The organism is Nonomuraea insulae, assembly GCF_042656245.1.
In genome coordinates this window covers 79,195-100,872 of record NZ_JBHSPA010000039.1, presented here as the reverse complement: position 1 = coordinate 100,872, position 21,678 = coordinate 79,195, and the positions used below count along the sequence as shown (strand labels likewise).

Genomic DNA, 21,678 nt, shown 5'->3' with positions numbered 1-21,678 from the left:
CCCGCAGATCCTCTCCAATCCCGCCCTGACCGGAATGCCTCGCTCAAAGCTGGACCGGCTGACAGTCGACCTGCGAGCCCTTGACCAGCAGCGCCCGCGAATCAAATCAGGCCGCCCACCCACCGTGGCCTTCACCGACCAGGTCCTGCTCACCGTGCTACACCAGCGGCTCGGCCTGGCTGTCGAACCCCTGGCGGTTCTGTTCGCCACCAGCCGGACCACCGCCTACCGCACCACCTGCAGCATCAGCGCACTGTTCAACCAGTCCGGCACCCACATCACACCCGCACCCACCCCGCCAGGCCTGCTACGCCTCCTGCACGCACGCGTCCTCGCCGAAGACACCAAAGCCGCCAACAAGATCAAACCCGCGTGTTAATAATCTGCAAGCCCTTAGGACTTGCCGGGAAATAACTTGCTGGTTCGCAGCCGCCTGACCTGGAGATACGTCGCTGGAACCGACGATTTATTGATCGGCGGGCCCTTAGCCAGAGTCGCAGATCAGCGACGTGGCTCAAGGAAGTCCGATCCTCCCTCGCCTATGGTCGCTCGATGTCGGCGCCTCTGGGAAGCGCTAATCCACCGAATCATGCGGGCTCATGAGTTGAACAGAGCGCGACCATGCCGCGACGCTGATCGGTATGCCGGTACAGCACCATCCACACTTGAGAAACTCCGACATGAAGTCCCATGTGCCCCTGTGTGTCCCATTGCTTACAGATTGATGGGCATTGAAAGTTCGACGTGCTATAGTTACTAACTAGACACATCCCGCAAGAGCGAGGTGTTCGGTGCGCAAGACAAAACGCTCCCAGCTAAAGTCGCAAGCGTTAGTAGCCAGCTGCCTATTAGGAGTCCTCGCTGGCATAGCAGCAAATTACGCCTCATCGTTTTTTTCTGAAGGCCTGAAGTGGCCCACCATGGGCGCTACTTTGTTGATTATTTCAACCATTGCCGCTCTCGCTGCTTCAACTGCTCTCGTTATACGCACAATGAAGAGCACATCTGATCCGGAGCCAAGCGATGATGCCGCAATAAGACGGATACATATATCACTATCTGGGTCTATGGACTCCAACGACTGGCCGTACCCCGACCCGCAACTACAGCCGTCTGTGATGCTCAGGCGAGGCAGTTCCGAAGTTGAGGAAGGTCACCGCCAGTCCAGCAGCGCTTTTATAGCGCATCTCACCTCTGATCCACGATGTACTATCGTAACGGGGCTTGCCGGCTCCGGTAAGACAACCCTTCTCCGACGCATCGCTACGCAAATAGCTATCGCTCGCGAGAACGGCGAGTCAAGGTATGCACCCCTACTGTTAAGTTGCGGCGCTTGGACTGAAGGCAGCGAACTAGCAAATTGGGCAGCTAAGCAAACACGTCATAAATTTGGCATACCATCCGAGATTACCTGGGCATGGATAAGCCGCGGCTCAGTTGTCTTACTCCTCGATGGCGCCGACGAGATTCTGGACAAAAAAAGCCGGGAATCTTTTATCTTCGAGGTTAATAGATGGCTGAACTCCCCAATAGGCGGCAGGGTCATCCTCTCATGCCGCACCGATGCTTATGTGAACTATTTCCAGAGAGTGCAGCATGAGCAGGTAGCCGACTTGGAGCCTTTATCGCAGGAAGTTCTTAAGGAATACTTCAAAAGGCTCCTGTCTGAGAGAATATCCGATCCACTCAGAAGGGCAAATACACAATCTTTGCTTCGCAAGATTGCTGCAACAGTACCCAATGAAGATCCTGGCTGGTCTACGCCTCTCGTTGTCCGCATCCTTACGGATGCGGTTATGAAGGCAGCAGGGCCTGCTGAAGTCGAGACTCAGGCTGATCCAGGCGCTTTAGCGGTCGGTCTAGGTGACTCGCTGAGCAAGAAGGGCGATGTGCCCGGGGCGATTGAATCTTACATGGCCGCTATTAGGAATCGGTCCTCCCAATGGCGGTCACTTGCTACTCTACGTGCCTATATGCTTCTCGCTCAATCTGGAGACTACCAGCGCGCAAATAGCACACTGGCACAATCAATAGCTTCCGAGATTGAGCGTCCGCTGCGCTCAGAGTTAATGCCTGTAGCAGACCATTTGTCCGCCGATGAACATGCTGTCCTGGCGGCGCTTTCCCCGTCCATCAGCTACGACCCCTTCCAAGTGAGCAGTATGGCATCCATTCCTCCGAGCAGATGCAATAGCGCTTTGCGCCAACTGCGGGAGCGTGGACTGGTCGATGTTGTTGATACGGATAGCACTAATCCGAGGTTCCAAAGGTCTGCCGTCGAACTTATCGAGCGGTGATATGTCCGTTTCTGCGCTGTTGGCCGGAGCGCTCTCTGGAGTGTTGTGTCTTTGCGAGATATTCAATGCCTCTCGCAAGCCACCAGCCGTTCGAGCGTGTGGGTGGTTACTTGTTCTGTTCGGCTTCGACTTTGCCGCCGGTCTCCTCTCTTATGCAATCTTGGTCGAGACTCTCAAAGGCCTTACGTGGTTTGTAGGTCTCTGGCCAATATTCTTGGCAGGACTCTGCGGATCTGCTCTTCTGAGAAGTCAACTTGCACTGCTTGGAAGCGGCCAAGAGGCCTCGTATCACGGTCCGGCGGTTCGCTATCGCCGACTGCAGAAGCAAATAGAGTTGAAGATTGATCGGCTGGGTGCGGCCGCACAGAGCGATTGGGTCGCAAAAGCTGTGCCTCAGGTAGAGCGGATTGGGGTTAATGAATTAGACCTACGAGTATCAAATTACGTGAAAGCGCTTGAAGGTATTGAAGAGAAGCAGCGGCAAGATATGCTTGATTATTTCCAGCAGACGTTGACAGATGCTACGATTACAGATTCTCAGAAATGCCGATATGTTGTCCAAAAGTTGGTGGATAACGAGTGTCGCCCGTGCGTCAGGAGCTTACTTCGTCGAGCGAAGAATATGTGACTTCTGCCATGGCGGCACTTTCTCCGTCATGGTTGCAGGCTTCTGCTGCGGGGGCGGCGCTGGCCGCGACCGGCCGGAGAGCCGCAGCGCGGCCAGTGACCGCCCCGACGCTTGGCAGGCCGCCGCAGGCGGGCTGCCCTTGATGACGTACAGATATTTAGCTTTCTGAGCTCAGCCACCTTGGTGATCTTGCGCTCGGTTATCGGTCAATCCATCCAGGGCATGGCGCTTGCCCAGATGCTTTCGAGGCTGTCGAGGTAGGTTGCCGCGGCTGCCGATGAGCCAAGGGCTCGCAGGTGGATGACTGGGGCTTGAGCTGCGGGTGTGCCGTAGGCGTGAGTATTGATCAGTAGGTCGTCATCGGCACAGTAGATGGAGTTGTACAGCACGGTTTGGTGGGTGCGTATCTCGACGTTGTCGACGCTGGCGAGGTGGCCGTAGAGGACGAGGGCGTTCCTGGTGCGGGCGGCCATGACCTGTGACCCGACCCCCTCGTCGATGCCTCGCGCGGCCACCTGGGACGCGTTGGGGTCGCCGAGGAGGATTCGCGTCCTGACGCCTGCGCGGGCTCGGTCGGCGATCAGGTGGAGGATGCCGGTGTCTTCGGCGAGGAAGAGGCCGCTGTAGGTGAGGATGTCGATCTTCCGGGTTGCTGATTGGAAGAGCTGGCGCCAGGTGGCCTGTGGGACGGCCCAGCGGTGGGGGAAGACTGCCTGGACCTCGTCGGATATTGTGCGACGCTGCTCGCTGAGGTGGGGCCAGAGGTCGGCTTCGTCGAGGTGGAGGAGGTCGGCGACGGCCCAGCGGTGGCGGGGGTGTGGGGTGCGGCCCTTGAGCCAGCGGGCGACGGTCTTGGGGTCGACTGCTAGGTGTGCGGCCACGTCGACCGGTTGGAGGCGGGCAGCGTTCAGGGCCTGGCGCAGGTTGTCGTTCATGTGGCGCACCTCCCGTGGGGCCGGGCGTTCTGCCTGGGAAGTTAACACGAGACGTCCCTAGACGTCCCTGAGTTGCGGTGTAAAGGTTCCAGGCTGCGGGCGAACCTCGTTGTACAGACCGTGACGATGAAGGGACAGCCCGGTTATGAGCAGTATCAAGGAGCGTCGGCGGGCGTGCGAGGAGACGTTGCTCGCCGCGCTACGCAATCAGCTGGTGGAAAGGGACGTGTCGGCTGTGCTCCTCATCGAGGACAGCGGCCGTCCGGGCGTTGAGGTGCTCGACGTCGCCGGCCGGACTCGCCGGATCTACGTCCACCTTCAGTTCCGCTGGTTCTACTGGGGTGACCAGTCCGACGAGCGCGTCTTCTGCCTGGAGCTGCCTACTGCGGTCGCACGGGTCCAGCAGGCGGCCCAGGATGGCTGGCGGCGCGGGGAGCAGGGGGAATTGAGCTTCAACTTGGGCGCGCTCGCCGAGGCGTACCGGTTCTGAAGCGTCCATCGACAGTGACGAGGTGGCTGACCGGTTGGCGGGTCTACACGCAGATCGTCGACCGGCTCCGAGAACGGATCGAGATGAGCAGGTATCCGGTGGGTTCGATGCTGCCGTCCGAGGCGGCGCTGTGTGCGGAGTTCGGGGTCGCGCGCAACACGGTACGGCGGGCGATGGCGGTGCTGGAGGCCGAAGGGCTGATTCAGACGATTCCCGCCAAGGGCCGGCTGGTCCTCGGCGGCGGCAGGGCCGAGAAGGAGCCGTATCTGTATCAGGTCATCGCAGGGGAGCTGCGGGGGCAGATCGAGAGCGGTGAGCTGGCACCGGGGAGCGCCGTGCCGAGTGAGCTGACGTTGCGGCGCGCTCATGGGGTGTCACGGAGCACGGTTCGGCAGGCGCTCGCGGTCCTGGAACGGGAAGGGCTGATCGTGGCCGAGCATGGGCGCGGGCGGTTCGTGCGGGGTGAGACGTCCTAGGACGTCCTGCGGGGTCTGCCGGCTCGATATGGGCGAGGTGTGCCTATCGTGGGCAGCGTGGGACAAGCTGAATGGGCTCATGACCTCGCCAAAGACCTGCTGGAGACGACGCTTCCGCGGCGCTGGGCGCACACCCAAGGGGTAGCCGCCCGCGCTGTGTCGCTCGCCCCCATCCTTGGCGACGAGGCCGACACCCTGACCGCCGCCGCCTACCTGCACGACATTGGATACGCACCCAGCCTGGTCGCGACGGGCTTTCACCCTCTTGACGGCGCACGCTACCTGCGCGACGTGCACCGAGCTGACGACACGCTCTGCCGCCTGGTGGCGCACCACTCGTGCGCGGTCAACGAGGCGCTCGAACGCTCCTTGTTCACCGAGCTGACCACGGAGTTCGACGAAGAGCGTCCCGAACTGGTGGAGGCACTGACCTACTGCGACATGACCACCGGCCCGGACGGGACCCATCTCACCGCGGCGGAGCGGCTGGCGGAAATCCACTCACGGTACGGGCCGGAGCACCTGGTCAGCCGGTCGATCACCGCATCAACACCGTGCATCCTCGCCGCGGTTCGCTCTGTGGAGGCGGCATTGAGCGCTCGGGCATGATGGGTGGATGCGTCTCCCTGGTCCGTCAGATCCTCAGATGAGCAAGCTGGCTCGGCGCTATGTGCATCCTGGTAAGGACGACGTCCGGCGCTATCTCAAGCTGCTGCACGGGAACTTCCTGACGCTGCCTGAGCCGGTGTTCCGCTCGTTCGCCGGATCACTTGCCAAGGACGTGTCAGCGCTCACGCAATTCCCCCACAGGCGGGCGATCCGCTCACGCAATTCCCCCAGTGACCGCTCGTCGTGGACCACGGTGTAGCTCGTGATGTCCGTCCCGGGGACGACGAACGATTCGAAGACGGGGCTGACGACGTTCAACTCGACGGTGGCCCCGTTAGGCCTGCTGAGGTCGGTTCTGCCGTCCACATGACCATGCTGTGGCTGGGCCCCGTCACGTTGATCATTCGGACTGCGCGGCACCGCTTCGGCCGTGTCCGTGCGAGAGGATCATCCGGTCACTGAGGGCGGGCTGGGGGAATTACGCGAGCCCAACCCTGGGGAATCTCGTGAGCGACCACAGGACGCGCGGAAGATCACGGATGATGATCTACGAGTCCTGCTGGACAGCGAGTGGCGGGCACGGCTGACGGCAGCGTGGCTGATCGGCATGGACCGGCGCATCCAGCATCGCGAGCAGCTCGGCGAGTTGCTCTTGGAGAGCGAACTCGTCTATGCCGGTCAGGGGTACTGCTTCGCGCTGGCTCGCTTCGGCGAAGAGCGAGACGCGGAGATCCTCACGGCTTACCTGGACCGGTGGCTCCCAGAGACATACTGCAGATACAACCAGGACGACGCGATGGGGGCTCTTCTCCATCTGGACGAGTCGCATTCAACCGAACGCGCGGCTCGCTTCCTCACTCCCGGCGGTCTCTGGGAGCGCTCGGCCATGGCCGGCGAGAACCCGGTGCGGCAGCAGCACATGCAGCTCCTCTGTGAGTTCGCCAACAGCTGTATGGGCGCCGACCTCGCCCAATGGCTCCCGAAGAGACGGCATTTCCTGGACTCAGCCGATGTAGGGCAGGCCGGTCCCGGCTAGGAAGTGCTCGATCCGCATCCTCATCGACTTGTCCATCTGCAGCTCGGCGACTTGGCTGTGGTGGACCCAGCGTACCTCGCGGGACTCGCTGCTCGGCGTCGGCTCGCCGCTTACCGCCTGGCCCGTCAGGACGATAGAGAACTCCTGGCGGGCTTCGCCGTTGGAGGTGTAGAGGATCACGTGCCGGGGGTCGCTGTAGGTGCCGGCCAGGCCGGTGATCTCGCAGACGATGCCGGTCTCTTCGAGCGTCTCGCGGATAGCGGCCTGTGGGATGGACTCGCCCAGGTCGATGGCGCCGCCGGGGACGGCCCAGTTGTCGTTGTCGGTGCGGCGGATCATCAGCAGCTCACCGGCGGCATTGGTGACGATGACGTTCACGGACGGCACCAGGCTGTTGGGGGCTGGGGCGTCGGGGTCGTCGTAGTAGTCGATCCGCTTGGCCATGGCTCAGGACCCTATCGGCCGGGCGCCGTCCCAGACGCGTTCGAAGCTGGTGGCGTAGGTGGTGACCATGTCTCCGCCGATCACCTTGCGGAGGTGGAAGACCGGAGCGTTGCCCGCGGGGACGCCGTACACGTGGGTGTTGACGAGGAACTGGTCGTCGGCGCGGTAGATCGAGTTGTACAGCACGGTGGAGTGCAGGCGGAACTCGACGTTGGTCCGCTCGCGCAGTGAGCGGTACAGGACGAGGACGTTGCGGATCTTGAAGGCCATGCCGTCGTCGATGCCCTCGTCCTTGCCGCGCTGGGCCACCTCGGCGCAGTCCGGGTCGCCGAGCAGGATGCGCACCCGGACGCCTGCATCGGCCTTCTCACCGAACATGCGCAGCAGACCGGCATCATCGGCGAGGAAGAGACCGCTGTAGACCAGCACGCCGATCTCTTCGGACGCTGCGGCGAACAATCGTCCCCACACGTCCCTGGGGACGGCCCAGCGATGGGGGTAGACGGTGACGATCTCGCTCTCGGACGCTGAGGCGACCTGGTCACGAGTGAGCGCTTCGGGCCAGAGGTAGGTTTCCTCGGTTTCGAGGTACGAAGCCACCGCAAAGCGGTGCTTTCGGTACGGCGCGCGGGACTTGGTTACCCACCGTTCGACCGTTTTGGGGTCGACCGCTATGGCCTCCGCCAGTTGGGCGATGCTCACGCCGCGCTGCAACAGGGTCGCTCGCAACCGCTCGTTCGCCATGTCACCTGCTCAGGAGGACGTCTGGGGACCTGCACATCGTAGGACGGACGTCTTGAACATGTCCCGTCGTGTAGTGATCTCGTCCTAACTCTCCGTCGCAATCTTGGTGTCACAAGGCAACACCGGTGCGCCCCGGAAGGAGAGGTGATCACATGACTGAGCAGATCTACCCCGAGCCCGCCTGTGAGTGCAGCGCCGGCCTGGACGAGGGCCAGACTCGGTGCCGCAAGTGCCGGGCCCGGGACCGCTGGATCAAGAAGCAGAAGGCCAGGCGCCGGGAGGGCATGCGGCGCGAGGAGACCCGCCGTCCCCCGCGCGGCCCGCGCCGCATCACCATGGCGGGGGTGACATGGACGTGATCGCGCTCATCATCGCCGGACTGCTCGGCGTCATCCTGCTGGTCGGCTACATCGCGGTCCTGGTCGGCATCCGCCGCGATGACAAGGCGCTGAACCTGCGGCGCCGCCCGGACGGGGCCTCAGCCGCGCTGGCCCGGAAGGTTACCGGCTGCTACGTCCGGAACGGGGCTTCGTGGACGTAGCCAACTGCTCCTCGACCCGCGCCAGCCGCACCGCCAGCCCCTGTACGACGGACCGCAGCTCGGCCACCTCGCCGGCCACGTCACCGGCGGGGGAAGTCTCGCCGGGGTCGCTGACGAACACGCCCTTGCCCTGCTGGCCGATCACCAGGCCCTCGTTGCGCAGGATGCCGACGGCCATCTTCACCACCGACAACGACGCGTCATAGCGCTCGGCGAGCTGGGCGGTGGACGGCAGCGGAGTTCCGGGCGCGAGAGAGCCGCCACGGATCTGCGCACGGAGATCATCGGCGATCTGCAGGTAGCCGGGGCGCCCGGTGTTCTTGACCATCGCGTCCATCACACCACGAATCACCAACCAAGCCAACCGAGAGGACGTTGACAACTGAGCCAACTAGGTTAACTATGTTGGCTAGGACGAATAAGGAGGTCACAGCCCATGCGTACCGTCCCGATCCCTGTGGACACCAACCAAGCTCGCCATCACCTGCGTCAAGGCCCCGCGCCCGCGCGTGCTCAACCGCGACACCGGCGAGATCAAGACCGACAAGAACGGCAACACCGTCTACGAAGTCACCGTCTCGGTCGAAGACGAGTTCGGCCGGATCGAACTCGTCAAGATCGGCATCACCGGCGAGCCGCCCATCACCGTCGGCGACACGGTCAACCCGGTCGGCCTGCTCGGCTACGTCTGGGAGATCGCCGGCAAGTGGGGCATCGCCTACCGCGCCACGGCGCTGCTCCCCGTCCGGGAGGCCGCCGATGCGTGATGCGCTGAATGTGCTCGCAGTCCTGGCCGCCACGGCGGCCGGGCTGTGGGCCTGGCGCCGCTGGCACCCCGCCTCGTTCTGGCTGATGATCGGCTTCCCGCTCGCCGCCATGTCCGTCCGCGCGTCCTGGCGGCGAGTCGCCCTCGGCTGCGGGCTGACCAAGAAGCGGCAACGCTGGTGGTTCACCACCGTGCCCGGCGCGATCGCCTCCACCGGTCTGGTCAAAGTACGCCGCCGCTTCCAGCGGGTCGCCGTCGACACCAAACCGTTCATGTGGCTGCCGCTGCCGACCCGCCACGGCTGGCGCATCACCCTGCACGCCCTGGAAGGCCAGACGCCCGGCGACTACGCCGACGCCGCCGAACGGCTGGCCCACTCCTGGGGCGTGCACGCCATCCGAGCATCCTCGCCACGGCCCGGCCGCGTGGTGCTGATGGCCACCATCCGCGATCCGCTGGTCAAGGTCGACCAGCTCCCGGTATCGGATGAGCTGCTCAAGGTGACCGTGGGACGGCTGGAGACCGGACTCCCCTGGACGATCGACTTCCGGACCGTGCCGCACTGGCTGAACGCGGGGGCGACCCAGTCCGGCAAGTCCAACCTGGCCAACGCGCTGATCGTCGGCCTGGCCCCGCAACCCGTCGCCCTGGTCGGCTTCGACCTCAAGGGCGGCGTGGAGTTCACCCCGTACAGCCCGCGCCTGTCGGCCATGGCCACCTCACGCGCCGAATCCGTCGCGCTGCTGGAAGACCTGGTCGCGCTGATGATCGACCGGATGGGCCTATGCCGCCAGGCCGGCGCCCGCAACCTCTGGCAACTACCACCCGGCATCCGCCCGGTGCCCGTCGTGGTCCTGGTCGACGAACTCGCCGAGCTGTACCTGATGGCCGACAAGTCCGAGAAAGACGAGATCGCCAAGACCTCCACCGCGCTCCTGCGGGTGGCACAGCTCGGGCGAGCGTTCGGCATCTACCTGTTCTGCTGCGGCCAGCGCATCGGCTCCGACCTCGGCCCCGGCGTCACCGCCCTACGGGCTCAGTGCTCCGGACGCATCTGCCACCGGGTCAACGACCCCGAGACCGCCACCATGACCCTCGGCGACCTCGACCCCGCCGCCCAGGTCTCCGCTCGCGCCATCGCCGCCGAGACACCCGGCGTCGCCATCGTCGCCGGTCAGGACGGCCAGTGGTACCGCGCCCGTTCCTTCCACGTCAGCGAGCAAGCCGCCGAACGCGCCGCCCGCACCCACGCTCACCTCGCCCCGTCCTGGGACGAGATCACGACCCACCTCCCGCAACCCGTCACCGCCTGACATCGAAGGGAGGGCAACGATGCGACGCTTCGCCTGCTGGCTGCTCGACACCGGCCCGGTCCTCGTCCTGGCCGCCATCGCGGGTGCCGGATCGTTCACCCACATCCGCGACACCGCCCGCCAGCACGGCCAGACCGGCTGGATGTCCTGGGCCATCGCCGTCTGCATCGACCTGACCTGCGTCATGGCCGCCCGCGAACGCCAACGCGACAAGAAGACCGGCAACGGCCGACGCGGACCGTTCTCCTGGCCCGTCCTGGTCCTGACCGGCGCCATCGTCCTGTCCCTGGCCGCCAACCTCGCCCAAGCCGCCCCGACCGTCTGGGGCTGGATCACCGCCGCCACCCCAGCCGCAGCGTTCCTCATCGCCGTCTCGATGCTCGAACGCCGCGCCGCCCGTCCCGAACCGTCCGTCATCCCGGCCGCCCCGTCCTCGCCTGTCCTGGCCTCGTCCCCGGTTCCCGAACTCGTCCCGCACGGCCGCACGGACGAGGACGACACCCAGGACGGGCAGGACGGCGACCTCGCGCCCGCGCTCGTCGATTACGCCCGCCGTGTCGCAGACGAACACCACGCCAAACACGGCAGACCCATCACCCGCGACGCCCTCCGCGCCCACCTGGGCGTCTCCCACCAACTCGCCTCAGACCTGCTCCGCACTCTGCGCACCGCCTGACCCAGAAGGGAGACCACCGATGACCTACGACCACCGATCCGCCCTCATCAACGGCCTGCTCAACCTAGCCGCCTTCCTGGAAGCCCACCCCGACCTGCCCGTCTCCTCCAGCGTCACCGTGCACCACTTCCCCAAGCAGGACAACGACGCCGATCTCCGCGCCGAGATCGACGAGATCGCCACCCGCGTCGGCTCATCCATCGACTTCGAGGACTCCCCGTATGGCCACTACGCCACCTCGATCTGCTTCGGGCCGGTGGAGTACCGGGCCGTGGCCGTGCTCGCCGCCGCCCGCGCCCGCCACGACGCCGAAGCCAGCTACCGCGGCTGCATCCAGCCCGATAACACCTAGGAGATCGCCGTGCGCATCCGCCTCGACGGCACCCGCGCCGAAATCGTCGACGCCCTGTTCCGCCTACGCCTGCACTTCACCGTGATCGGCGCCTCGCGCGTCTACCCCGATCGCGGCAAGCCGCACCACTGGCGCATCTACCTCACCACCACACCCCGCGACAGGAAGTGACCACGTGTACGAGGTGATCCACTACGGCTGCTGCACCTGCAACGGCACCGGACTCGACAACGACCGCAACCGCAACCGCTGCCGTGACTGCGACGGCACCGGCATCGACAACCACGGCGCCTAACGCGCAGCGCCCCCGGCCTGGCCGCACATCCGCCAAGACACACGCCAGGTCGAGGGCCATCCCTTCACCCCAACGAGCGAAAGGAGGACACCATCTTGCCCACAACCCACGCCACTGCGCACGCCAAAGCGGGCATGATTGCCCGACTCAACCATCCCGACTACGACCGCTGGGCCACCCAAGTCCGCAACACCGGCGGCTGCCGCCAACCGATCCACCTACGCGGCAAGGTCGACCACTACGACCAAGCCACCGGCCAACTCCTGCACCGCTACACCACCCGCCACGAACCCGACGGCATCCTGCGCCTGCCATGCAAGACCCGCCGCGCCTCCCGCTGCCCGGCCTGCGCCGAGACCTACCGCGCCGACACCTACCAGCTCATCCGCGCCGGACTGATCGGCGGCAAGGGCGTTCCCACGACCGTCACCAGCCACCCGACCCTGTTCGTCACCCTGACCGCGCCGAGTTTTGGAACGATCCATTCACGGTGGGAGAAGAACGGCAAGGTCCAGCCCTGCCACCCCCGCCGCAACACGCCCACCTGCCCGCACGGCCGCGCCCTGACCTGTACCGCCCGACACGGCAAGGACGACCCGCGCCTCGGCGAACCGCTCTGCGCGGACTGCTACGACTACACCGGCTCCGTCCTGTTCAATGCCCTGGCCCCGCTGCTGTGGAAGCGCTTCGCCGACGCCGTACGCCGCCACCTCGCCAAACACGGCGGCCTCCCGCTCAGAGAGCTACGCCACCACCTCACCCTGTCCTTCGCCAAGGTCGCCGAATACCAACGCCGCGGCGTCGTCCACTTCCACGCCGTCATCCGCCTCGACAGCTCCGACGGACCAGCCTTCCCACCTCCGGCCTGGGCCACCGCCGACGCCCTGACCCACGCCGTCCAGCACGCGGCCAAGGCCGTCACCGCCACCGCACCCGCCTACGAAGACCAACCCGAACGCGCCCTGCGATGGGGCAGCCAACTCGACATCCGCCCCATCACCCTCAACGGCGACCTCACCGAACAAGCCGTCGCCGGCTACATCGCCAAGTACGCCACCAAAGCCGCCGAATGCGTCGGCACCCTCGACCGCCGCATCAACCCACTCGACAACCTCGACGCCTTCAACCTCCGCGACCACGCCCGCTGCCTCATCACCTCCTGCATGCACCTCGGCACCCTGCCGGACCTGGCCGAACTCCGGCTCGCCGATTGGGCCCACATGCTCGGCTTCCGCGGTCACTTCTCTACTCGCTCCCGCCGCTACTCCACCACCCTCGGGGATCTGCGAGCGGACCGCGTACAGCATGCCCGCGACACCGACATCACTACTGGGCGGCTCCCGCTCTTCGACGAGGACACCGTCCTTGTGATCAGTGAATGGGAGTACGCAGGCAAGGGCTACTCAGCGGGAGATCAGCTCCTCGCCGCTGCCATCACCGGAACTCGGCTCGGAGATCCACATGCTCTCTGAGCTTCTCACTGTGCCCCAAGCCATGGCGGTTCTGAAGATCAGCCGCTGGACGCTCTACAACCTCATCCGCTCCGGCGAACTCGCCTCCATCATCGTCGGCGTCCGCTGCCGGCGGATCCCGGCGACCGCCATCAACGACTACGTGACCCGTCTCTGTGAGGAGGCCGCCTAAATGCCCACCAAGACCACACTCGCCTCCCCAGAAGAGCCCAAGCGCCCGCGTAAGAACGGACGCACCCGCGCCAACAACGAAGGCTCGATCTTCCCGTACAAGAACGGCTGGGCAGGCTACGTCTGGGTCACCACGCCCGAAGGCAAGAAGACCCGCAAATGGGCCTACGGCAAGACCCGCGAGGAGACCCACGAGAAGGGGCTCAAGCTGCACGAACTGGCCCGCAAGGGGCCGGTGGTCACCAAGTGCCGAAGCTCTCGGACTACCTAACGTACTGGCTCACAAACGTCGTGGAACCCAACCTCGCGCCCAAGACGATGGCCAACTACGAGATGTTCGCCCGGCTCTACATCGCCCCGGCCCTCGGCCCGAAACGGCTCGACAAGCTGACCGTCCGCGACGTCCAGTCCTGGCTGAACAAGCTGCGCCGCTCCTGCCTCTGCTGCGACCAGGGCAAGGACGCCGCCCGACCTGAGAATCACAACAACCCGAAGCGGCGTCGGCGCTGCTGCGCCATCGGCAAGTGCTGTCGGTCGCTGCCCTCGGAGTGGACGGTGCACGACGCCTACATGACGCTTCGGGCCGCGCTGAGCAATGCGGTGCGGGAAGAGACTCTGACCCGCAACGTCGCGGCGAACGTCAAGATGTCCGTCCCCCGAAAGCGGAAGGTGAAGCCCTGGTCCGTTGATGAGGCACGAACCTTCCTTGAGTCTGCGCGCACGCGTGAAGACCCGATGTAACCAGCGTACGTTCTGGTGCTGGTCCTCGGCCTTCGCCTCGGCGAGGCCCTCGGGTTGCGTTGGGAGGACGTCGAACTCGACCAGGCCGAAATGACGATCGGCTGGCAGCTTCAGCGGGTCGCGGGCAAGCTGCTGCACCGCCGCACCAAGACGGACGCCTCCGATGCCACGCTCCCCTTCCCGGAGATCGTCACGACGGCTCTGTGTTCCCGTCAACAGGCACACGACGCAGCCCGGGAAGCCGCAGGCGACGACTGGCAGGAGACCGGTCTCGTATTCGCCACTGCCAGCGGCCGTCCTGTTGAGCCGTCAAACTTCCGACGTAGTTTCGCCAACGCCTGCGATAAGGCCGACGTCCGCAAAATCCACGTTCACGCAACCCGCAAAACCTGCGCTTCTCTGCTCGTTGCGCTCGACGTCCACCCGCGCGTGGCCATGCAGATTCTCCGCCACAGCCAAATCGCTGTAACGATGAACATTTACAGCGAGGCATCGTCAGAGGAGACCCGCAAGGCGCTCAAGCGGCTCGGCGAACAGTTCGCTTCTTAGCCTCGGGGTGACTGACTAATGCTATTCAGTCACCCCGAGATAGAGTGATCCTAAGCCGTTACGTCACGATGTTGGCATCTAGCACGACCAGCACTATGACTACGAGCACGACCAGGATGCTTCGAAGAGAGACGCCCCAGCTCTCAGAGATCGAGACGTCGATCCTCATCCTGTAACTTAAAGCCTCGGACACTAGAACTCCTTACGTCTCGTGACTTATAAGAGTCGTCGCGCCTAGGACTAACTACCAACTTGCAAAGCTCTACTACAAGGTGCTATAACTAACTTGGTACAAGTTGAAGCACGATGACGCAAAACGAAGCAAGAGTCCTAGACTCAACTTCACACTGAAGGGCTCGGAGGCCGTTGCTGCGGCAGCCGAGCCTTTCTGTATGCAGCTGTCACCATACCCCTTTCCGGCATTTGCTTGCCAGGATAATGGGCATTTAGCTGTACTTCACTTCGGCGCAAGTCCACGTCCACGCCACCCAAGAACAGCCCTCGTGGGGCATGGCTGGCGCAACACAGGACCGCACCGGGAGGACTACAACCCGAGACCCTCACGAAGCGTTGCTAGTCTAGCCATTTCTTCACACAAGTATCAAGGGTCTCTCTTGTGCTCAAGTAGTTGGGCGTCGGGAATATGTGTTCATCAGTGAGATAAATGGCTTGTCTCGCCACTGACCTGCAAGGACAGGTGAAAGACCAGCAGTACGCCGCCGCTCGCGTAGACTCTGGATGCCCCACTTGAACTGACGACGCCAGCGGGTACGCAGGGGCGTCCGTACAGAGAGCGCTGGGACCGTAGCTGTACCCTGCAGCTGTACAAGATCGAAAAGGCCACTTCCCGATCATGGGGAGTGGCCTTTGACCTGCTGTGGAGCCTAGGAGATTCGAACTCCTGACTTCCTGCTTGCAAATCGGTCTGATCTTCGAGTACCACGGCCTCGACCTGGGCGACCGGCAGTCCGCCAGTGACCGTGATTGACCCCTGTTGACCGCCCTTAATGGCACGCTAATGGCATGGCGAACATGTGCATGGTCACGGGGTCTGTTCTGCCGGACCCCTGTTCTACGGTGTGCGGTCACCGTATTTTTCGATGATCGAGCTGAGAGAGCGTGAGGCTGACGGCATCTCCTGCCCCAGTGGATCCGGTGAGGTGACGCCAGTGTGTACGGATCGCATCCATTCGTCGTCGACCACAGCCTGGCATAGCGCTTCGGCGGTGATGAGCGTGGCGAGACCATAACTGTTCTCCCAGGTCTCCCGACCCGCTGGGCTGGCGGCGATCCATTGCTCGACGCTGGCGAGATCAGGAACTGGATACCAGTCCCAATCACTCATGTCGAACTTGACCACCAGGCCGCTCTCCGTCCGATAAGAGACCAAGGCTGGGGCTTCATCGATCCATACAGCACTCAGGCAGGGGCCATACTGCGCCAGAATGGGAAGAGCACCCTCGGTGACAGAATCGACGCGGTAGTCCATGATGACGGTGCCCTTGCCGAGGCGCCCGATGAGCATGTCGACGTCGTCTGCGAGGAAGCGCGCCGGCTGAGTGCTCTCGGGTGAGATGCCATACGCAGCCAGGACGTCGTCAATCTTGGTGGCGGAACACCACGTCAAGTCGACGACAAGCCGGGTTTGCTGGCGAAACCACTTGCTGTAAGTAGAGTCGATCACGGACGTTTCCTCTCAGCTGACACCGGCATGGGCCACGCTCAAGGATCTTTGCGCATCCGCGTGCCGTCCGCCGCCGAACCGCGATCAGCCACGTTGCTCGGTGAGCCAGGGTGAGGAACGAACCCTGGATCGTCGATCGCCCCCGAGCACGTACGGCGTCCAGCCATGCAGTGGCGATCGTAGGGCTGTAGCTGTGCGGCGGCGCGGCAACCCCGGCCGGAGCGTTCGATTGGTACGGCGGGGCCAGCGTGCGGTGCCCGGCCCGGTGTCCCGCCGCCGTCCGGGACCGGCCCCCAGGCCGCACGCCCGGACGGCGGGCGGGCGGAGGGCCGGAGGTACGGCGGCGCGCCGCGCCGCCGCTTGATCTCTATGAGAACAATTCGGCAACGCTAAGGATCGGTATAAAGGCTCGGCACATGGCCTAACACAAGGTGCGATCTCCGTCTGTGCCGTCACGCGTTGGACGCAGCAATAGCGGATGTCAGCCTGTCGAGTTACCCTGAATAGCGTGGAGACTCTCTGGACTGAGGTCTGGGCATGGTTGGCGTCAAACGCTACCGCAGAACGGGTGTCGATATTTATTTCCCTCATAGCTGTCTTTGTAGCGATTAGGGGCATGCGTCATACGCGGCGCAATGCTAGAGCTGCAGAGTCTCAGGCCAAAGCTGCCGAGGTCCAGGCGAAGGCAGCCGAAGAGCAAGTAGAAGCAGCAAAGGAGCAGTTGACGATCGCCGAAAGTCAATTAAGGGCTAGCATCCATAGCGCGCTTCGGCAAGAGGCAGAGCATATTGCCGAAGCTACCGCACTGATCGATTATAGAAACTTTCTCGAAGTGACTACGCCAAAACTTATCGTCGGACTGGAGCCAGTCACTTATCCTCCCTACTGGGAGCCTAACTCGCGACATAGCTCGACCGAACGCGCATATCCCCGACCCGAGCGCGATACGCTCGTATTCGATCATAGTGAGAATCAATTTTATGGCGTGGGGTTTATTGTCAGAGGAACGCTCATGAACGTGGGCGACACGGCAGCACTTGTCTACCTGGGCGGCCCCATGTTCGTTGAGGGCACTTCGAGTCTAACTCAGGGCGCGATCTTCAAGCCTCTATGTCTAGGCTCGGGGAGAGGCCATCTCCTGCGGCCAGGCGAAATTGCGCTCTTTGAGTGGAAGGCCGAGCATACGCTTGACAATTGGATGGAACTTTACAAGAAAGAACATCGTGGCGATTTCGCTAATTTGCCAAAGCAAATCGGGTATCGTCTAGAACATCCGTCTGGATCTATTGTTGCGCATTCTGCAGGATCGGCTGGAGAGGCCGATGTTCGCATATCGATGGAACTTAATGGAAATGTAGTATGGCCTCACGCTAGCGCGAGTCGAAATCACTTGATGCGCGAGCAATGGGTCACGTACACTTCCGGATGCGTTAGCATGGCCGTCAATACCGAATATTTGAGAATGCCAAAAAGTTTGGAGGACTTGCGTAAGATCACGAAGGGCGTGAACCCATTTACAGGGAGAGTGGATGACTAAGTCACTAGTATGTGCGCCCTACCTACCTTGAACATCTGATCATAGCGATATCGCCGTGTGGGCGGTCGCCAATGACTACCAGGAATTAGTCATCTAGGAAACTCTCCCAGTCCGCGGTGTGCGGGGTTGATGGCTGCCAGGAGTTCACGGGCTGAGGCATCACGCTTACCGGTGAGCGCCTTCTCTACTCCGGCGAGTTGTTGAAAGGCCCAGCGGGATTCGGTGCGTTGGGCGGTTTCCAAGGCCAGGCGTCCGCTGGCGATGCCCTCGTTGAGGTCGCCAATGCGGAGTTGGGCAGCGGCGATGTCGGCGTGGACGGCGGCGATCTTCTTGTGGTCGGTCTCGTGCGAGAGGGCGTTGAGGGCGGCTTGGCCTTCGTCGATGACGCGGTGTTCGTCGCCGAGGTTGACGTAGGTCGAGAGCCGGTAGGCGGCCATTCGGCCGGAGTCCAGGAAGCGGGTCCAGGCCCGCTCACGCTGCGGGCGCGCTTCGCCGTAGGTGTCCTTTGCCTGCTCCAGCCGGGTGAGGGCCTGGCGGTCGCCGAGGTTGGCGAGTTCTTCGGCTTCGCGGGCCAGTAGCCAGGCTCGGGTGGCGTTGTCGCCCTGGGCTGGTAGGTACTGCTGGGCCAGGCGGATGTTCTGCATTGCGGGGACGCCTCGGACGGCGTAGGAGCGGTAGGCGTAGGCGCAGGCTTGGATGATCGGGTGTCCGCTCTCCTGCGCCGCCAGCGTGGCGATGCGATCGAACGCGGCGGACTGTCCGGGCTGCTTGATCTCCCAGGCAATCCATGAGGCCAGGACGGCTGCTTCGCCGGTGGTGGCGGCTAGCCGGCGGCGTAGGCGGTCGGGAAGTCCAGCCTGGAGCAGGGTGCTCAGTTCGTTGAGGTGGGCGGTGAGGCCCTGGTAGAGGCTGCGGGCGGGCATGGTCTCTTCGAGGCGGTGGAAGCCGACCGTGCGGGCTTCGAGGCGTTCGACCGTGTCGTCTTGGTCGGCGCGTGTGCCGGAGAGGGCCAGGGTGAGGCGCTCCCAGGGGTTGGCGATGGAGGCGGCGCTTTCGGCGGTCAGTCCTGCTGCGATGAGCAGCATTGTTCGGCGGTCCATGTGGCCATCTAGCCTTCCCACGATCCAGGCCAGCGTCAGCATGTCAACGTCGCACGTGTCGTCGGGCTGGCGCGAGCCGATGACTACTTGTTCCACGCTAAGAAGGCTGCTTGCTGGTGTTCCATCCCGTGGCGGGATGGGTGTGGGCGGGTGTGGGACGCCAGTAAGGATGCGGGGGGCCAGACCGAGGGTGATGCGGGCGGGGTCGGGCATGTGCAGGCCTTCGGCGATGCGCTCGAAGACGTCGAGTGCGGTGACTTGGGCCTTGCCTTGCATGTACTCGCTGACTTTGCCCTGGCTGAAGCCCACGGCGACGCCGATGCGGGTTTGGCTGATGCCCGCGTACTGGCGGACGAGCCGGAACAGATGGCCGATGTCGCGATTTGTGAGGGCGGTGTGCATGTCGGGGCGTTGCCACAGGTCGGCCGGTATGACGACCGGTTCGGCCCCGTCTGCGGGCATGTGCCGTTTCCCCTTGCGTCCTTGGACTGCCGGTAACTCAACGCTCACGGTTCGGAGTTATCCCGTCAAGGGATATTGCTGATCCCGTCGAAGGATTCCGGCTCGGGATGGGTTGCCTTGCCGCAGGTGAAGACGCTTGTCCCATGACTCGGAGCGATCAACCGACAAGTGAGAGGTGCCGGGCCTGTCGGGCCCAGGGGTGGCGTTGGGTGCGCAAGAGCCGTGCCGATGCGCTGCGCCGTCTTGACGGGACGGCGGTCGAGCTTGTGCAGGTGACGTGCTTCGAGTGTTCCGGAGTCGGCAGAAAGCGGGCCACGTAGTGGAGATCATCACGGACTGCCTCAGTCCGCACGTCAGCAAGGTTCAGGAGGGGCACATGCAGTTGGTCTGGCGCCAGCCGCCGAAGGCCGAAGACCGCGCCCGGGTGGTGGCCTGGTCGTGCCACTGCCGGTCCACCGTGTACGAGCTGCGTCGCCTGGGTGGTCAGTCATACATCCGCCGGACGGAATACGACGGCGACGGCGGGGAGACGATCTACGAAACCCATCGGTGGTCCTACAACAAGGCCGCCGAGGTCTGGGCCACCCTGCTGGAAGGACTGACGGTGTAGGTGTCGCATGACGGCGCGGTTCCCTGGATCTGGGGCCGCGCCGTCGTCGTTTTGGGGTAGGTCCATGTGTCGCTAGAAGGGGTTGCTTAAGCAGCATGCGCTGATAGCCTGCTTGGCTAGACAGGCATGTTGAATGTGGAGCCCTGATGTCATTTGAGTACACGCCCCCGAAGTACGCGCAACTGATCGCGGAACTTGAGCGGCGCATCGACTCGGGCGAGTATCCGCCCGGCTCCCCGCTGCCCAGTGAACACCAGCTCATGGCCGAATTCGCGATGGCGCGCCCGACCGTCGTCAAGGCCCTCGGTGTGCTGCGCGATCAGGGCTGGATCGTCACCCATCAAGGCAAGGGCCGGTTCGTGCGTGGTCGCCCGGCCATCCCTACTAGTCAGCAGGCGCGGGCCGGGCGCGAACTGCTCGACCGCAAGGAAGCCCAGGTCTCCAGCCGCTTGCTGGTGACCGGAGAGGCCGAGGCACCCAATCGGATCGCCTCGTATCTGGGGCTCAAGCCCAAGTCGCCGGTCATGCTACGGCGGTCGCTCACCGAGCACGACGGCGAGCCGACCGAGATCTCTTCGACCTGGCTGCCGGTTGAGGCGGTGCAAGGTACGGCGCTGGCCGAGTCGGAGGAGTTGAAGCAGGGCCTTCGGCGCTATGTCGAGGGCGTGGCCGGCGCTTCGCTGGATCACATCATCGAGCACGTCACCGCGCGCAATCCGATCAAGGAGGAGTGCTCGCTCCTGGGGGTCAAGAGCTCGGCTGCGCTGCTCGTTGTCTACGCCGTGGCGTGCGATGCGACGGGCAAGCCGTGGGTGGTGGTGGAGTCTGTTCTGCCTGGTGACCGGCACGAATTGGAGGATGCCTACCCAATTCGGTAGCTGGAGTTCCAACTTCTCTCACGAAGCCCGCTTGGTGCACTTGACTGGCCAAGTGGGCTTCGTGCTTAATGGGCTTACAACTTGGTCAGTCAAGATGGCTGACCGCTCAAGAAGAGAAGAGACTCAACATGGCAATGCAAGGACCCATCCCCGTGACGTTCGCCCAGGTCTTCCCGCACGGCTGCTACACGGTCGGGGAGGTCGAGCCGGTCAAGGACTTCGAGGCATCGACGAACGGCAGGTTCGTTCAGGCGCGGGACAAGCAGACGGGCGAAGTCGTCTGGCAGATCCCGGTCATGGACGCCGACCCGTCGCTCAAGGCGGCCCAGAAGACCGTGGCGGTCAAGATCCTCAGCCCCACACAGCCGGTCCCCCCGGCCCCGGTCGCGGGGCTGCCGTTCACGCCGGTCGAGTTCGACGGGCTGACCGTCACCCCGTACGTCAACGGCTCCGGGCGGCTCGCCTACTCGATCAAGGCCAGGCAGATGCTCGCGCCCCGCACCAACGTCAAGTCCACCAACAACAGCAAGGAGGCCGCCGCATGAGCGAGCACCGTCCCTACACCTACGTCACCTTGTCCATGAAGCCCGACTCCACGCCGTACGTGGGGGTCTCCTTCCACACGCCGCGCCTGAAGGTCAGTGCCGGGATGTTGCTCAGCAACCCGCGCCCATACCTGGAGTTCCGCTCTTCGGAGGCCGACGTGCACATCTCCACCACCGGGGCCGGGCCGGTCACCGACGCCGACCTGGACCTCGCCCGCGACATCTTCAACGCCGCCGCCCGCTACCTGGCCGACTGCGAGTGCCTGCACGCCGAACAGTCGGCCCAGGACGCAGCCGACCCGGCGGCCTGACAAGCAAGCGGGGCCG

General features: G+C 63.8%; 30 protein-coding genes and 1 pseudogene. 25 read left to right on the top strand and 6 right to left on the bottom strand.

The window, feature by feature from the left end:
• From ACFPZ3_RS33205 to ACFPZ3_RS33195, 3 genes and pseudogenes are all read left to right on the top strand, one after another.
• A pseudogene (locus ACFPZ3_RS33205) lies at nucleotides 1–379 on the top strand (ISAzo13 family transposase); the annotation flags it as partial.
• Between the two features lie 688 nt (nucleotides 380–1,067).
• Nucleotides 1,068–2,297, top strand: a complete 1,230-nt coding sequence (locus tag ACFPZ3_RS33200) for an NACHT domain-containing protein (RefSeq protein WP_379518248.1) — start codon at nucleotides 1,068–1,070, stop codon at nucleotides 2,295–2,297.
• A gap of 1 nt (nucleotide 2,298) precedes the next feature.
• The gene (locus ACFPZ3_RS33195; RefSeq protein WP_379518247.1) at nucleotides 2,299–2,925 is read left to right on the top strand and encodes a hypothetical protein; all 627 of its coding nucleotides are present in this window, start codon (nucleotides 2,299–2,301) and stop codon (nucleotides 2,923–2,925) included.
• A 206-nt stretch (nucleotides 2,926–3,131) separates the two neighbouring features.
• On the opposite strand, the gene ACFPZ3_RS33190 is transcribed toward ACFPZ3_RS33195, so the two are convergent.
• Nucleotides 3,132–3,860, bottom strand: a complete 729-nt coding sequence (locus ACFPZ3_RS33190; RefSeq protein ID WP_379518246.1) for an XRE family transcriptional regulator — start codon at nucleotides 3,858–3,860, stop codon at nucleotides 3,132–3,134.
• Nucleotides 3,861–4,005: 145 nt separating this feature from the next.
• Here ACFPZ3_RS33190 and ACFPZ3_RS33185 point away from each other — a divergent pair, with 145 nt between their 5' ends.
• The 5 genes from ACFPZ3_RS33185 to ACFPZ3_RS33165 all read left to right on the top strand — a co-directional run bounded on the left by ACFPZ3_RS33185 (nucleotide 4,006) and on the right by ACFPZ3_RS33165 (nucleotide 6,471).
• The gene (locus ACFPZ3_RS33185) at nucleotides 4,006–4,350 is read left to right on the top strand and encodes a hypothetical protein (RefSeq protein WP_379518245.1); all 345 of its coding nucleotides are present in this window, start codon (nucleotides 4,006–4,008) and stop codon (nucleotides 4,348–4,350) included.
• A gap of 14 nt (nucleotides 4,351–4,364) precedes the next feature.
• Nucleotides 4,365–4,826, top strand: coding sequence for a GntR family transcriptional regulator (locus ACFPZ3_RS33180; protein ID WP_379518244.1), 462 nt, complete (start codon nucleotides 4,365–4,367; stop codon nucleotides 4,824–4,826).
• Between the two features lie 57 nt (nucleotides 4,827–4,883).
• Entirely contained in the window at nucleotides 4,884–5,435 is a 552-nt protein-coding gene (locus ACFPZ3_RS33175) for an HD domain-containing protein (RefSeq protein ID WP_379518243.1), read from the top strand.
• Between the two features lie 37 nt (nucleotides 5,436–5,472).
• On the top strand, nucleotides 5,473–5,694 hold the full coding sequence (locus ACFPZ3_RS33170; protein ID WP_379518242.1) for a hypothetical protein: 222 nt from the start codon (nucleotides 5,473–5,475) through the stop codon (nucleotides 5,692–5,694).
• Nucleotides 5,695–5,865: 171 nt separating this feature from the next.
• Nucleotides 5,866–6,471: a DUF6000 family protein gene (locus ACFPZ3_RS33165; RefSeq protein WP_379518241.1), complete on the top strand. Its 606-nt coding sequence runs from the start codon at nucleotides 5,866–5,868 to the stop codon at nucleotides 6,469–6,471.
• Here the strand turns inward: ACFPZ3_RS33165 and ACFPZ3_RS33160 are convergent.
• Both ACFPZ3_RS33160 and ACFPZ3_RS33155 read right to left on the bottom strand, forming a co-directional pair.
• Nucleotides 6,439–6,915, bottom strand: coding sequence for an NUDIX hydrolase (locus ACFPZ3_RS33160; protein WP_379518240.1), 477 nt, complete (start codon nucleotides 6,913–6,915; stop codon nucleotides 6,439–6,441). The two genes, ACFPZ3_RS33165 and ACFPZ3_RS33160, sit on opposite strands and share 33 nt — an antisense overlap.
• 3 nt (nucleotides 6,916–6,918) lie before the next feature.
• A complete protein-coding gene (locus ACFPZ3_RS33155) occupies nucleotides 6,919–7,659 on the bottom strand; it encodes a helix-turn-helix domain-containing protein (RefSeq protein ID WP_379518239.1) in 741 nt (246 codons plus the stop codon).
• Nucleotides 7,660–7,811: 152 nt separating this feature from the next.
• On the opposite strand from ACFPZ3_RS33155, the gene ACFPZ3_RS33150 reads away from it, so the two are divergent.
• Both ACFPZ3_RS33150 and ACFPZ3_RS33145 read left to right on the top strand, forming a co-directional pair.
• The gene (locus ACFPZ3_RS33150; RefSeq protein WP_379518238.1) at nucleotides 7,812–8,018 is read left to right on the top strand and encodes a hypothetical protein; all 207 of its coding nucleotides are present in this window, start codon (nucleotides 7,812–7,814) and stop codon (nucleotides 8,016–8,018) included.
• The gene (locus tag ACFPZ3_RS33145) at nucleotides 8,009–8,200 is read left to right on the top strand and encodes a hypothetical protein (protein ID WP_379518237.1); all 192 of its coding nucleotides are present in this window, start codon (nucleotides 8,009–8,011) and stop codon (nucleotides 8,198–8,200) included. Before ACFPZ3_RS33150 ends, ACFPZ3_RS33145 begins: the two co-directional genes overlap by 10 nt.
• On the opposite strand, the gene ACFPZ3_RS33140 is transcribed toward ACFPZ3_RS33145, so the two are convergent.
• Entirely contained in the window at nucleotides 8,160–8,528 is a 369-nt protein-coding gene (locus ACFPZ3_RS33140) for a GntR family transcriptional regulator (RefSeq protein WP_379518236.1), read from the bottom strand. The genes ACFPZ3_RS33145 and ACFPZ3_RS33140 overlap by 41 nt on opposite strands.
• A 181-nt stretch (nucleotides 8,529–8,709) precedes the next feature.
• On the opposite strand from ACFPZ3_RS33140, the gene ACFPZ3_RS33135 reads away from it, so the two are divergent.
• The 10 genes from ACFPZ3_RS33135 to ACFPZ3_RS33090 all read left to right on the top strand — a co-directional run bounded on the left by ACFPZ3_RS33135 (nucleotide 8,710) and on the right by ACFPZ3_RS33090 (nucleotide 14,535).
• Nucleotides 8,710–8,967, top strand: coding sequence for an SCO3933 family regulatory protein (locus ACFPZ3_RS33135; RefSeq protein ID WP_379518235.1), 258 nt, complete (start codon nucleotides 8,710–8,712; stop codon nucleotides 8,965–8,967).
• Nucleotides 8,960–10,279: an FtsK/SpoIIIE domain-containing protein gene (locus tag ACFPZ3_RS33130; RefSeq protein WP_379518234.1), complete on the top strand. Its 1,320-nt coding sequence runs from the start codon at nucleotides 8,960–8,962 to the stop codon at nucleotides 10,277–10,279. The genes ACFPZ3_RS33135 and ACFPZ3_RS33130 overlap by 8 nt, the downstream gene beginning before the upstream one ends.
• Nucleotides 10,280–10,298: 19 nt before the next feature.
• Nucleotides 10,299–10,955, top strand: coding sequence for a DUF2637 domain-containing protein (locus tag ACFPZ3_RS33125; RefSeq protein ID WP_379518233.1), 657 nt, complete (start codon nucleotides 10,299–10,301; stop codon nucleotides 10,953–10,955).
• A gap of 19 nt (nucleotides 10,956–10,974) precedes the next feature.
• Nucleotides 10,975–11,307, top strand: coding sequence for a hypothetical protein (locus ACFPZ3_RS33120; protein ID WP_379518232.1), 333 nt, complete (start codon nucleotides 10,975–10,977; stop codon nucleotides 11,305–11,307).
• A 9-nt stretch (nucleotides 11,308–11,316) separates the two neighbouring features.
• On the top strand, nucleotides 11,317–11,478 hold the full coding sequence (locus tag ACFPZ3_RS33115) for a hypothetical protein (protein ID WP_379518231.1): 162 nt from the start codon (nucleotides 11,317–11,319) through the stop codon (nucleotides 11,476–11,478).
• Nucleotides 11,479–11,736: 258 nt separating this feature from the next.
• Entirely contained in the window at nucleotides 11,737–13,074 is a 1,338-nt protein-coding gene (locus ACFPZ3_RS33110) for a replication initiator (protein WP_379518251.1), read from the top strand.
• Nucleotides 13,064–13,246: a helix-turn-helix domain-containing protein gene (locus tag ACFPZ3_RS33105; RefSeq protein WP_379518230.1), complete on the top strand. Its 183-nt coding sequence runs from the start codon at nucleotides 13,064–13,066 to the stop codon at nucleotides 13,244–13,246. Before ACFPZ3_RS33110 ends, ACFPZ3_RS33105 begins: the two co-directional genes overlap by 11 nt.
• A complete protein-coding gene (locus ACFPZ3_RS33100) occupies nucleotides 13,247–13,516 on the top strand; it encodes a hypothetical protein (protein WP_379518229.1) in 270 nt (89 codons plus the stop codon). It begins immediately after the preceding gene.
• A gap of 20 nt (nucleotides 13,517–13,536) precedes the next feature.
• A complete protein-coding gene (locus ACFPZ3_RS33095) occupies nucleotides 13,537–13,986 on the top strand; it encodes an N-terminal phage integrase SAM-like domain-containing protein (RefSeq protein WP_379518228.1) in 450 nt (149 codons plus the stop codon).
• 15 nt (nucleotides 13,987–14,001) lie between these two features.
• Nucleotides 14,002–14,535 (top strand): site-specific integrase, encoded by a 534-nt coding sequence (locus tag ACFPZ3_RS33090; RefSeq protein ID WP_379518227.1) that lies wholly within the window; start codon nucleotides 14,002–14,004, stop codon nucleotides 14,533–14,535.
• A gap of 1,072 nt (nucleotides 14,536–15,607) precedes the next feature.
• Here the strand turns inward: ACFPZ3_RS33090 and ACFPZ3_RS33085 are convergent.
• Nucleotides 15,608–16,219, bottom strand: a complete 612-nt coding sequence (locus ACFPZ3_RS33085) for a hypothetical protein (RefSeq protein WP_379518226.1) — start codon at nucleotides 16,217–16,219, stop codon at nucleotides 15,608–15,610.
• A gap of 508 nt (nucleotides 16,220–16,727) precedes the next feature.
• Here ACFPZ3_RS33085 and ACFPZ3_RS33080 point away from each other — a divergent pair.
• Entirely contained in the window at nucleotides 16,728–17,756 is a 1,029-nt protein-coding gene (locus ACFPZ3_RS33080) for a hypothetical protein (RefSeq protein ID WP_379518225.1), read from the top strand.
• Nucleotides 17,757–17,845: 89 nt separating this feature from the next.
• Here ACFPZ3_RS33080 and ACFPZ3_RS33075 read toward each other — a convergent pair whose 3' ends face one another.
• Nucleotides 17,846–19,318, bottom strand: coding sequence for a helix-turn-helix domain-containing protein (locus ACFPZ3_RS33075; protein WP_379518224.1), 1,473 nt, complete (start codon nucleotides 19,316–19,318; stop codon nucleotides 17,846–17,848).
• Nucleotides 19,319–19,694: 376 nt separating this feature from the next.
• On the opposite strand from ACFPZ3_RS33075, the gene ACFPZ3_RS33070 reads away from it, so the two are divergent.
• The 4 genes from ACFPZ3_RS33070 to ACFPZ3_RS33055 all read left to right on the top strand — a co-directional run bounded on the left by ACFPZ3_RS33070 (nucleotide 19,695) and on the right by ACFPZ3_RS33055 (nucleotide 21,662).
• Nucleotides 19,695–19,928: a hypothetical protein gene (locus tag ACFPZ3_RS33070; protein WP_379518223.1), complete on the top strand. Its 234-nt coding sequence runs from the start codon at nucleotides 19,695–19,697 to the stop codon at nucleotides 19,926–19,928.
• A gap of 146 nt (nucleotides 19,929–20,074) precedes the next feature.
• Entirely contained in the window at nucleotides 20,075–20,806 is a 732-nt protein-coding gene (locus ACFPZ3_RS33065; protein WP_379518222.1) for a GntR family transcriptional regulator, read from the top strand.
• A gap of 128 nt (nucleotides 20,807–20,934) precedes the next feature.
• Nucleotides 20,935–21,351, top strand: a complete 417-nt coding sequence (locus tag ACFPZ3_RS33060) for a plasmid replication, integration and excision activator (protein WP_379518221.1) — start codon at nucleotides 20,935–20,937, stop codon at nucleotides 21,349–21,351.
• Nucleotides 21,348–21,662 (top strand): hypothetical protein, encoded by a 315-nt coding sequence (locus tag ACFPZ3_RS33055; protein WP_347701573.1) that lies wholly within the window; start codon nucleotides 21,348–21,350, stop codon nucleotides 21,660–21,662. Before ACFPZ3_RS33060 ends, ACFPZ3_RS33055 begins: the two co-directional genes overlap by 4 nt.
• The last annotated feature ends 16 nt before the right edge of the window (nucleotides 21,663–21,678 follow it).

Excerpts from the sequence above, each read along its gene's own strand:
- ACFPZ3_RS33100 (WP_379518229.1), top strand. The coding sequence starts at position 13,247 with ATGCCCACCAAGACCACACTCGCCTCCCCAGAAGAGCCCAAGCGCCCG.
- ACFPZ3_RS33190 (WP_379518246.1), bottom strand. The coding sequence starts at position 3,860 with ATGAACGACAACCTGCGCCAGGCCCTGAACGCTGCCCGCCTCCAACCG.
- ACFPZ3_RS33160 (WP_379518240.1), bottom strand. The coding sequence starts at position 6,915 with ATGGCCAAGCGGATCGACTACTACGACGACCCCGACGCCCCAGCCCCC.
- ACFPZ3_RS33120 (WP_379518232.1), top strand. The coding sequence starts at position 10,975 with ATGACCTACGACCACCGATCCGCCCTCATCAACGGCCTGCTCAACCTA.
- ACFPZ3_RS33060 (WP_379518221.1), top strand. The coding sequence starts at position 20,935 with ATGGCAATGCAAGGACCCATCCCCGTGACGTTCGCCCAGGTCTTCCCG.
- ACFPZ3_RS33145 (WP_379518237.1), top strand. The coding sequence starts at position 8,009 with ATGGACGTGATCGCGCTCATCATCGCCGGACTGCTCGGCGTCATCCTG.
- ACFPZ3_RS33185 (WP_379518245.1), top strand. The coding sequence starts at position 4,006 with ATGAGCAGTATCAAGGAGCGTCGGCGGGCGTGCGAGGAGACGTTGCTC.
- ACFPZ3_RS33195 (WP_379518247.1), top strand. The coding sequence starts at position 2,299 with ATGTCCGTTTCTGCGCTGTTGGCCGGAGCGCTCTCTGGAGTGTTGTGT.
- ACFPZ3_RS33065 (WP_379518222.1), top strand. The coding sequence starts at position 20,075 with ATGTCATTTGAGTACACGCCCCCGAAGTACGCGCAACTGATCGCGGAA.
- ACFPZ3_RS33075 (WP_379518224.1), bottom strand. The coding sequence starts at position 19,318 with ATGCCCGCAGACGGGGCCGAACCGGTCGTCATACCGGCCGACCTGTGG.
- ACFPZ3_RS33055 (WP_347701573.1), top strand. The coding sequence starts at position 21,348 with ATGAGCGAGCACCGTCCCTACACCTACGTCACCTTGTCCATGAAGCCC.
- ACFPZ3_RS33200 (WP_379518248.1), top strand. The coding sequence starts at position 1,068 with ATGGACTCCAACGACTGGCCGTACCCCGACCCGCAACTACAGCCGTCT.
- ACFPZ3_RS33150 (WP_379518238.1), top strand. The coding sequence starts at position 7,812 with ATGACTGAGCAGATCTACCCCGAGCCCGCCTGTGAGTGCAGCGCCGGC.
- ACFPZ3_RS33105 (WP_379518230.1), top strand. The coding sequence starts at position 13,064 with ATGCTCTCTGAGCTTCTCACTGTGCCCCAAGCCATGGCGGTTCTGAAG.
- ACFPZ3_RS33125 (WP_379518233.1), top strand. The coding sequence starts at position 10,299 with ATGCGACGCTTCGCCTGCTGGCTGCTCGACACCGGCCCGGTCCTCGTC.
- ACFPZ3_RS33170 (WP_379518242.1), top strand. The coding sequence starts at position 5,473 with ATGAGCAAGCTGGCTCGGCGCTATGTGCATCCTGGTAAGGACGACGTC.
- ACFPZ3_RS33155 (WP_379518239.1), bottom strand. The coding sequence starts at position 7,659 with ATGGCGAACGAGCGGTTGCGAGCGACCCTGTTGCAGCGCGGCGTGAGC.
- ACFPZ3_RS33130 (WP_379518234.1), top strand. The coding sequence starts at position 8,960 with ATGCGTGATGCGCTGAATGTGCTCGCAGTCCTGGCCGCCACGGCGGCC.
- ACFPZ3_RS33070 (WP_379518223.1), top strand. The coding sequence starts at position 19,695 with ATGCAGTTGGTCTGGCGCCAGCCGCCGAAGGCCGAAGACCGCGCCCGG.
- ACFPZ3_RS33110 (WP_379518251.1), top strand. The coding sequence starts at position 11,737 with ATGATTGCCCGACTCAACCATCCCGACTACGACCGCTGGGCCACCCAA.
- ACFPZ3_RS33140 (WP_379518236.1), bottom strand. The coding sequence starts at position 8,528 with ATGGTCAAGAACACCGGGCGCCCCGGCTACCTGCAGATCGCCGATGAT.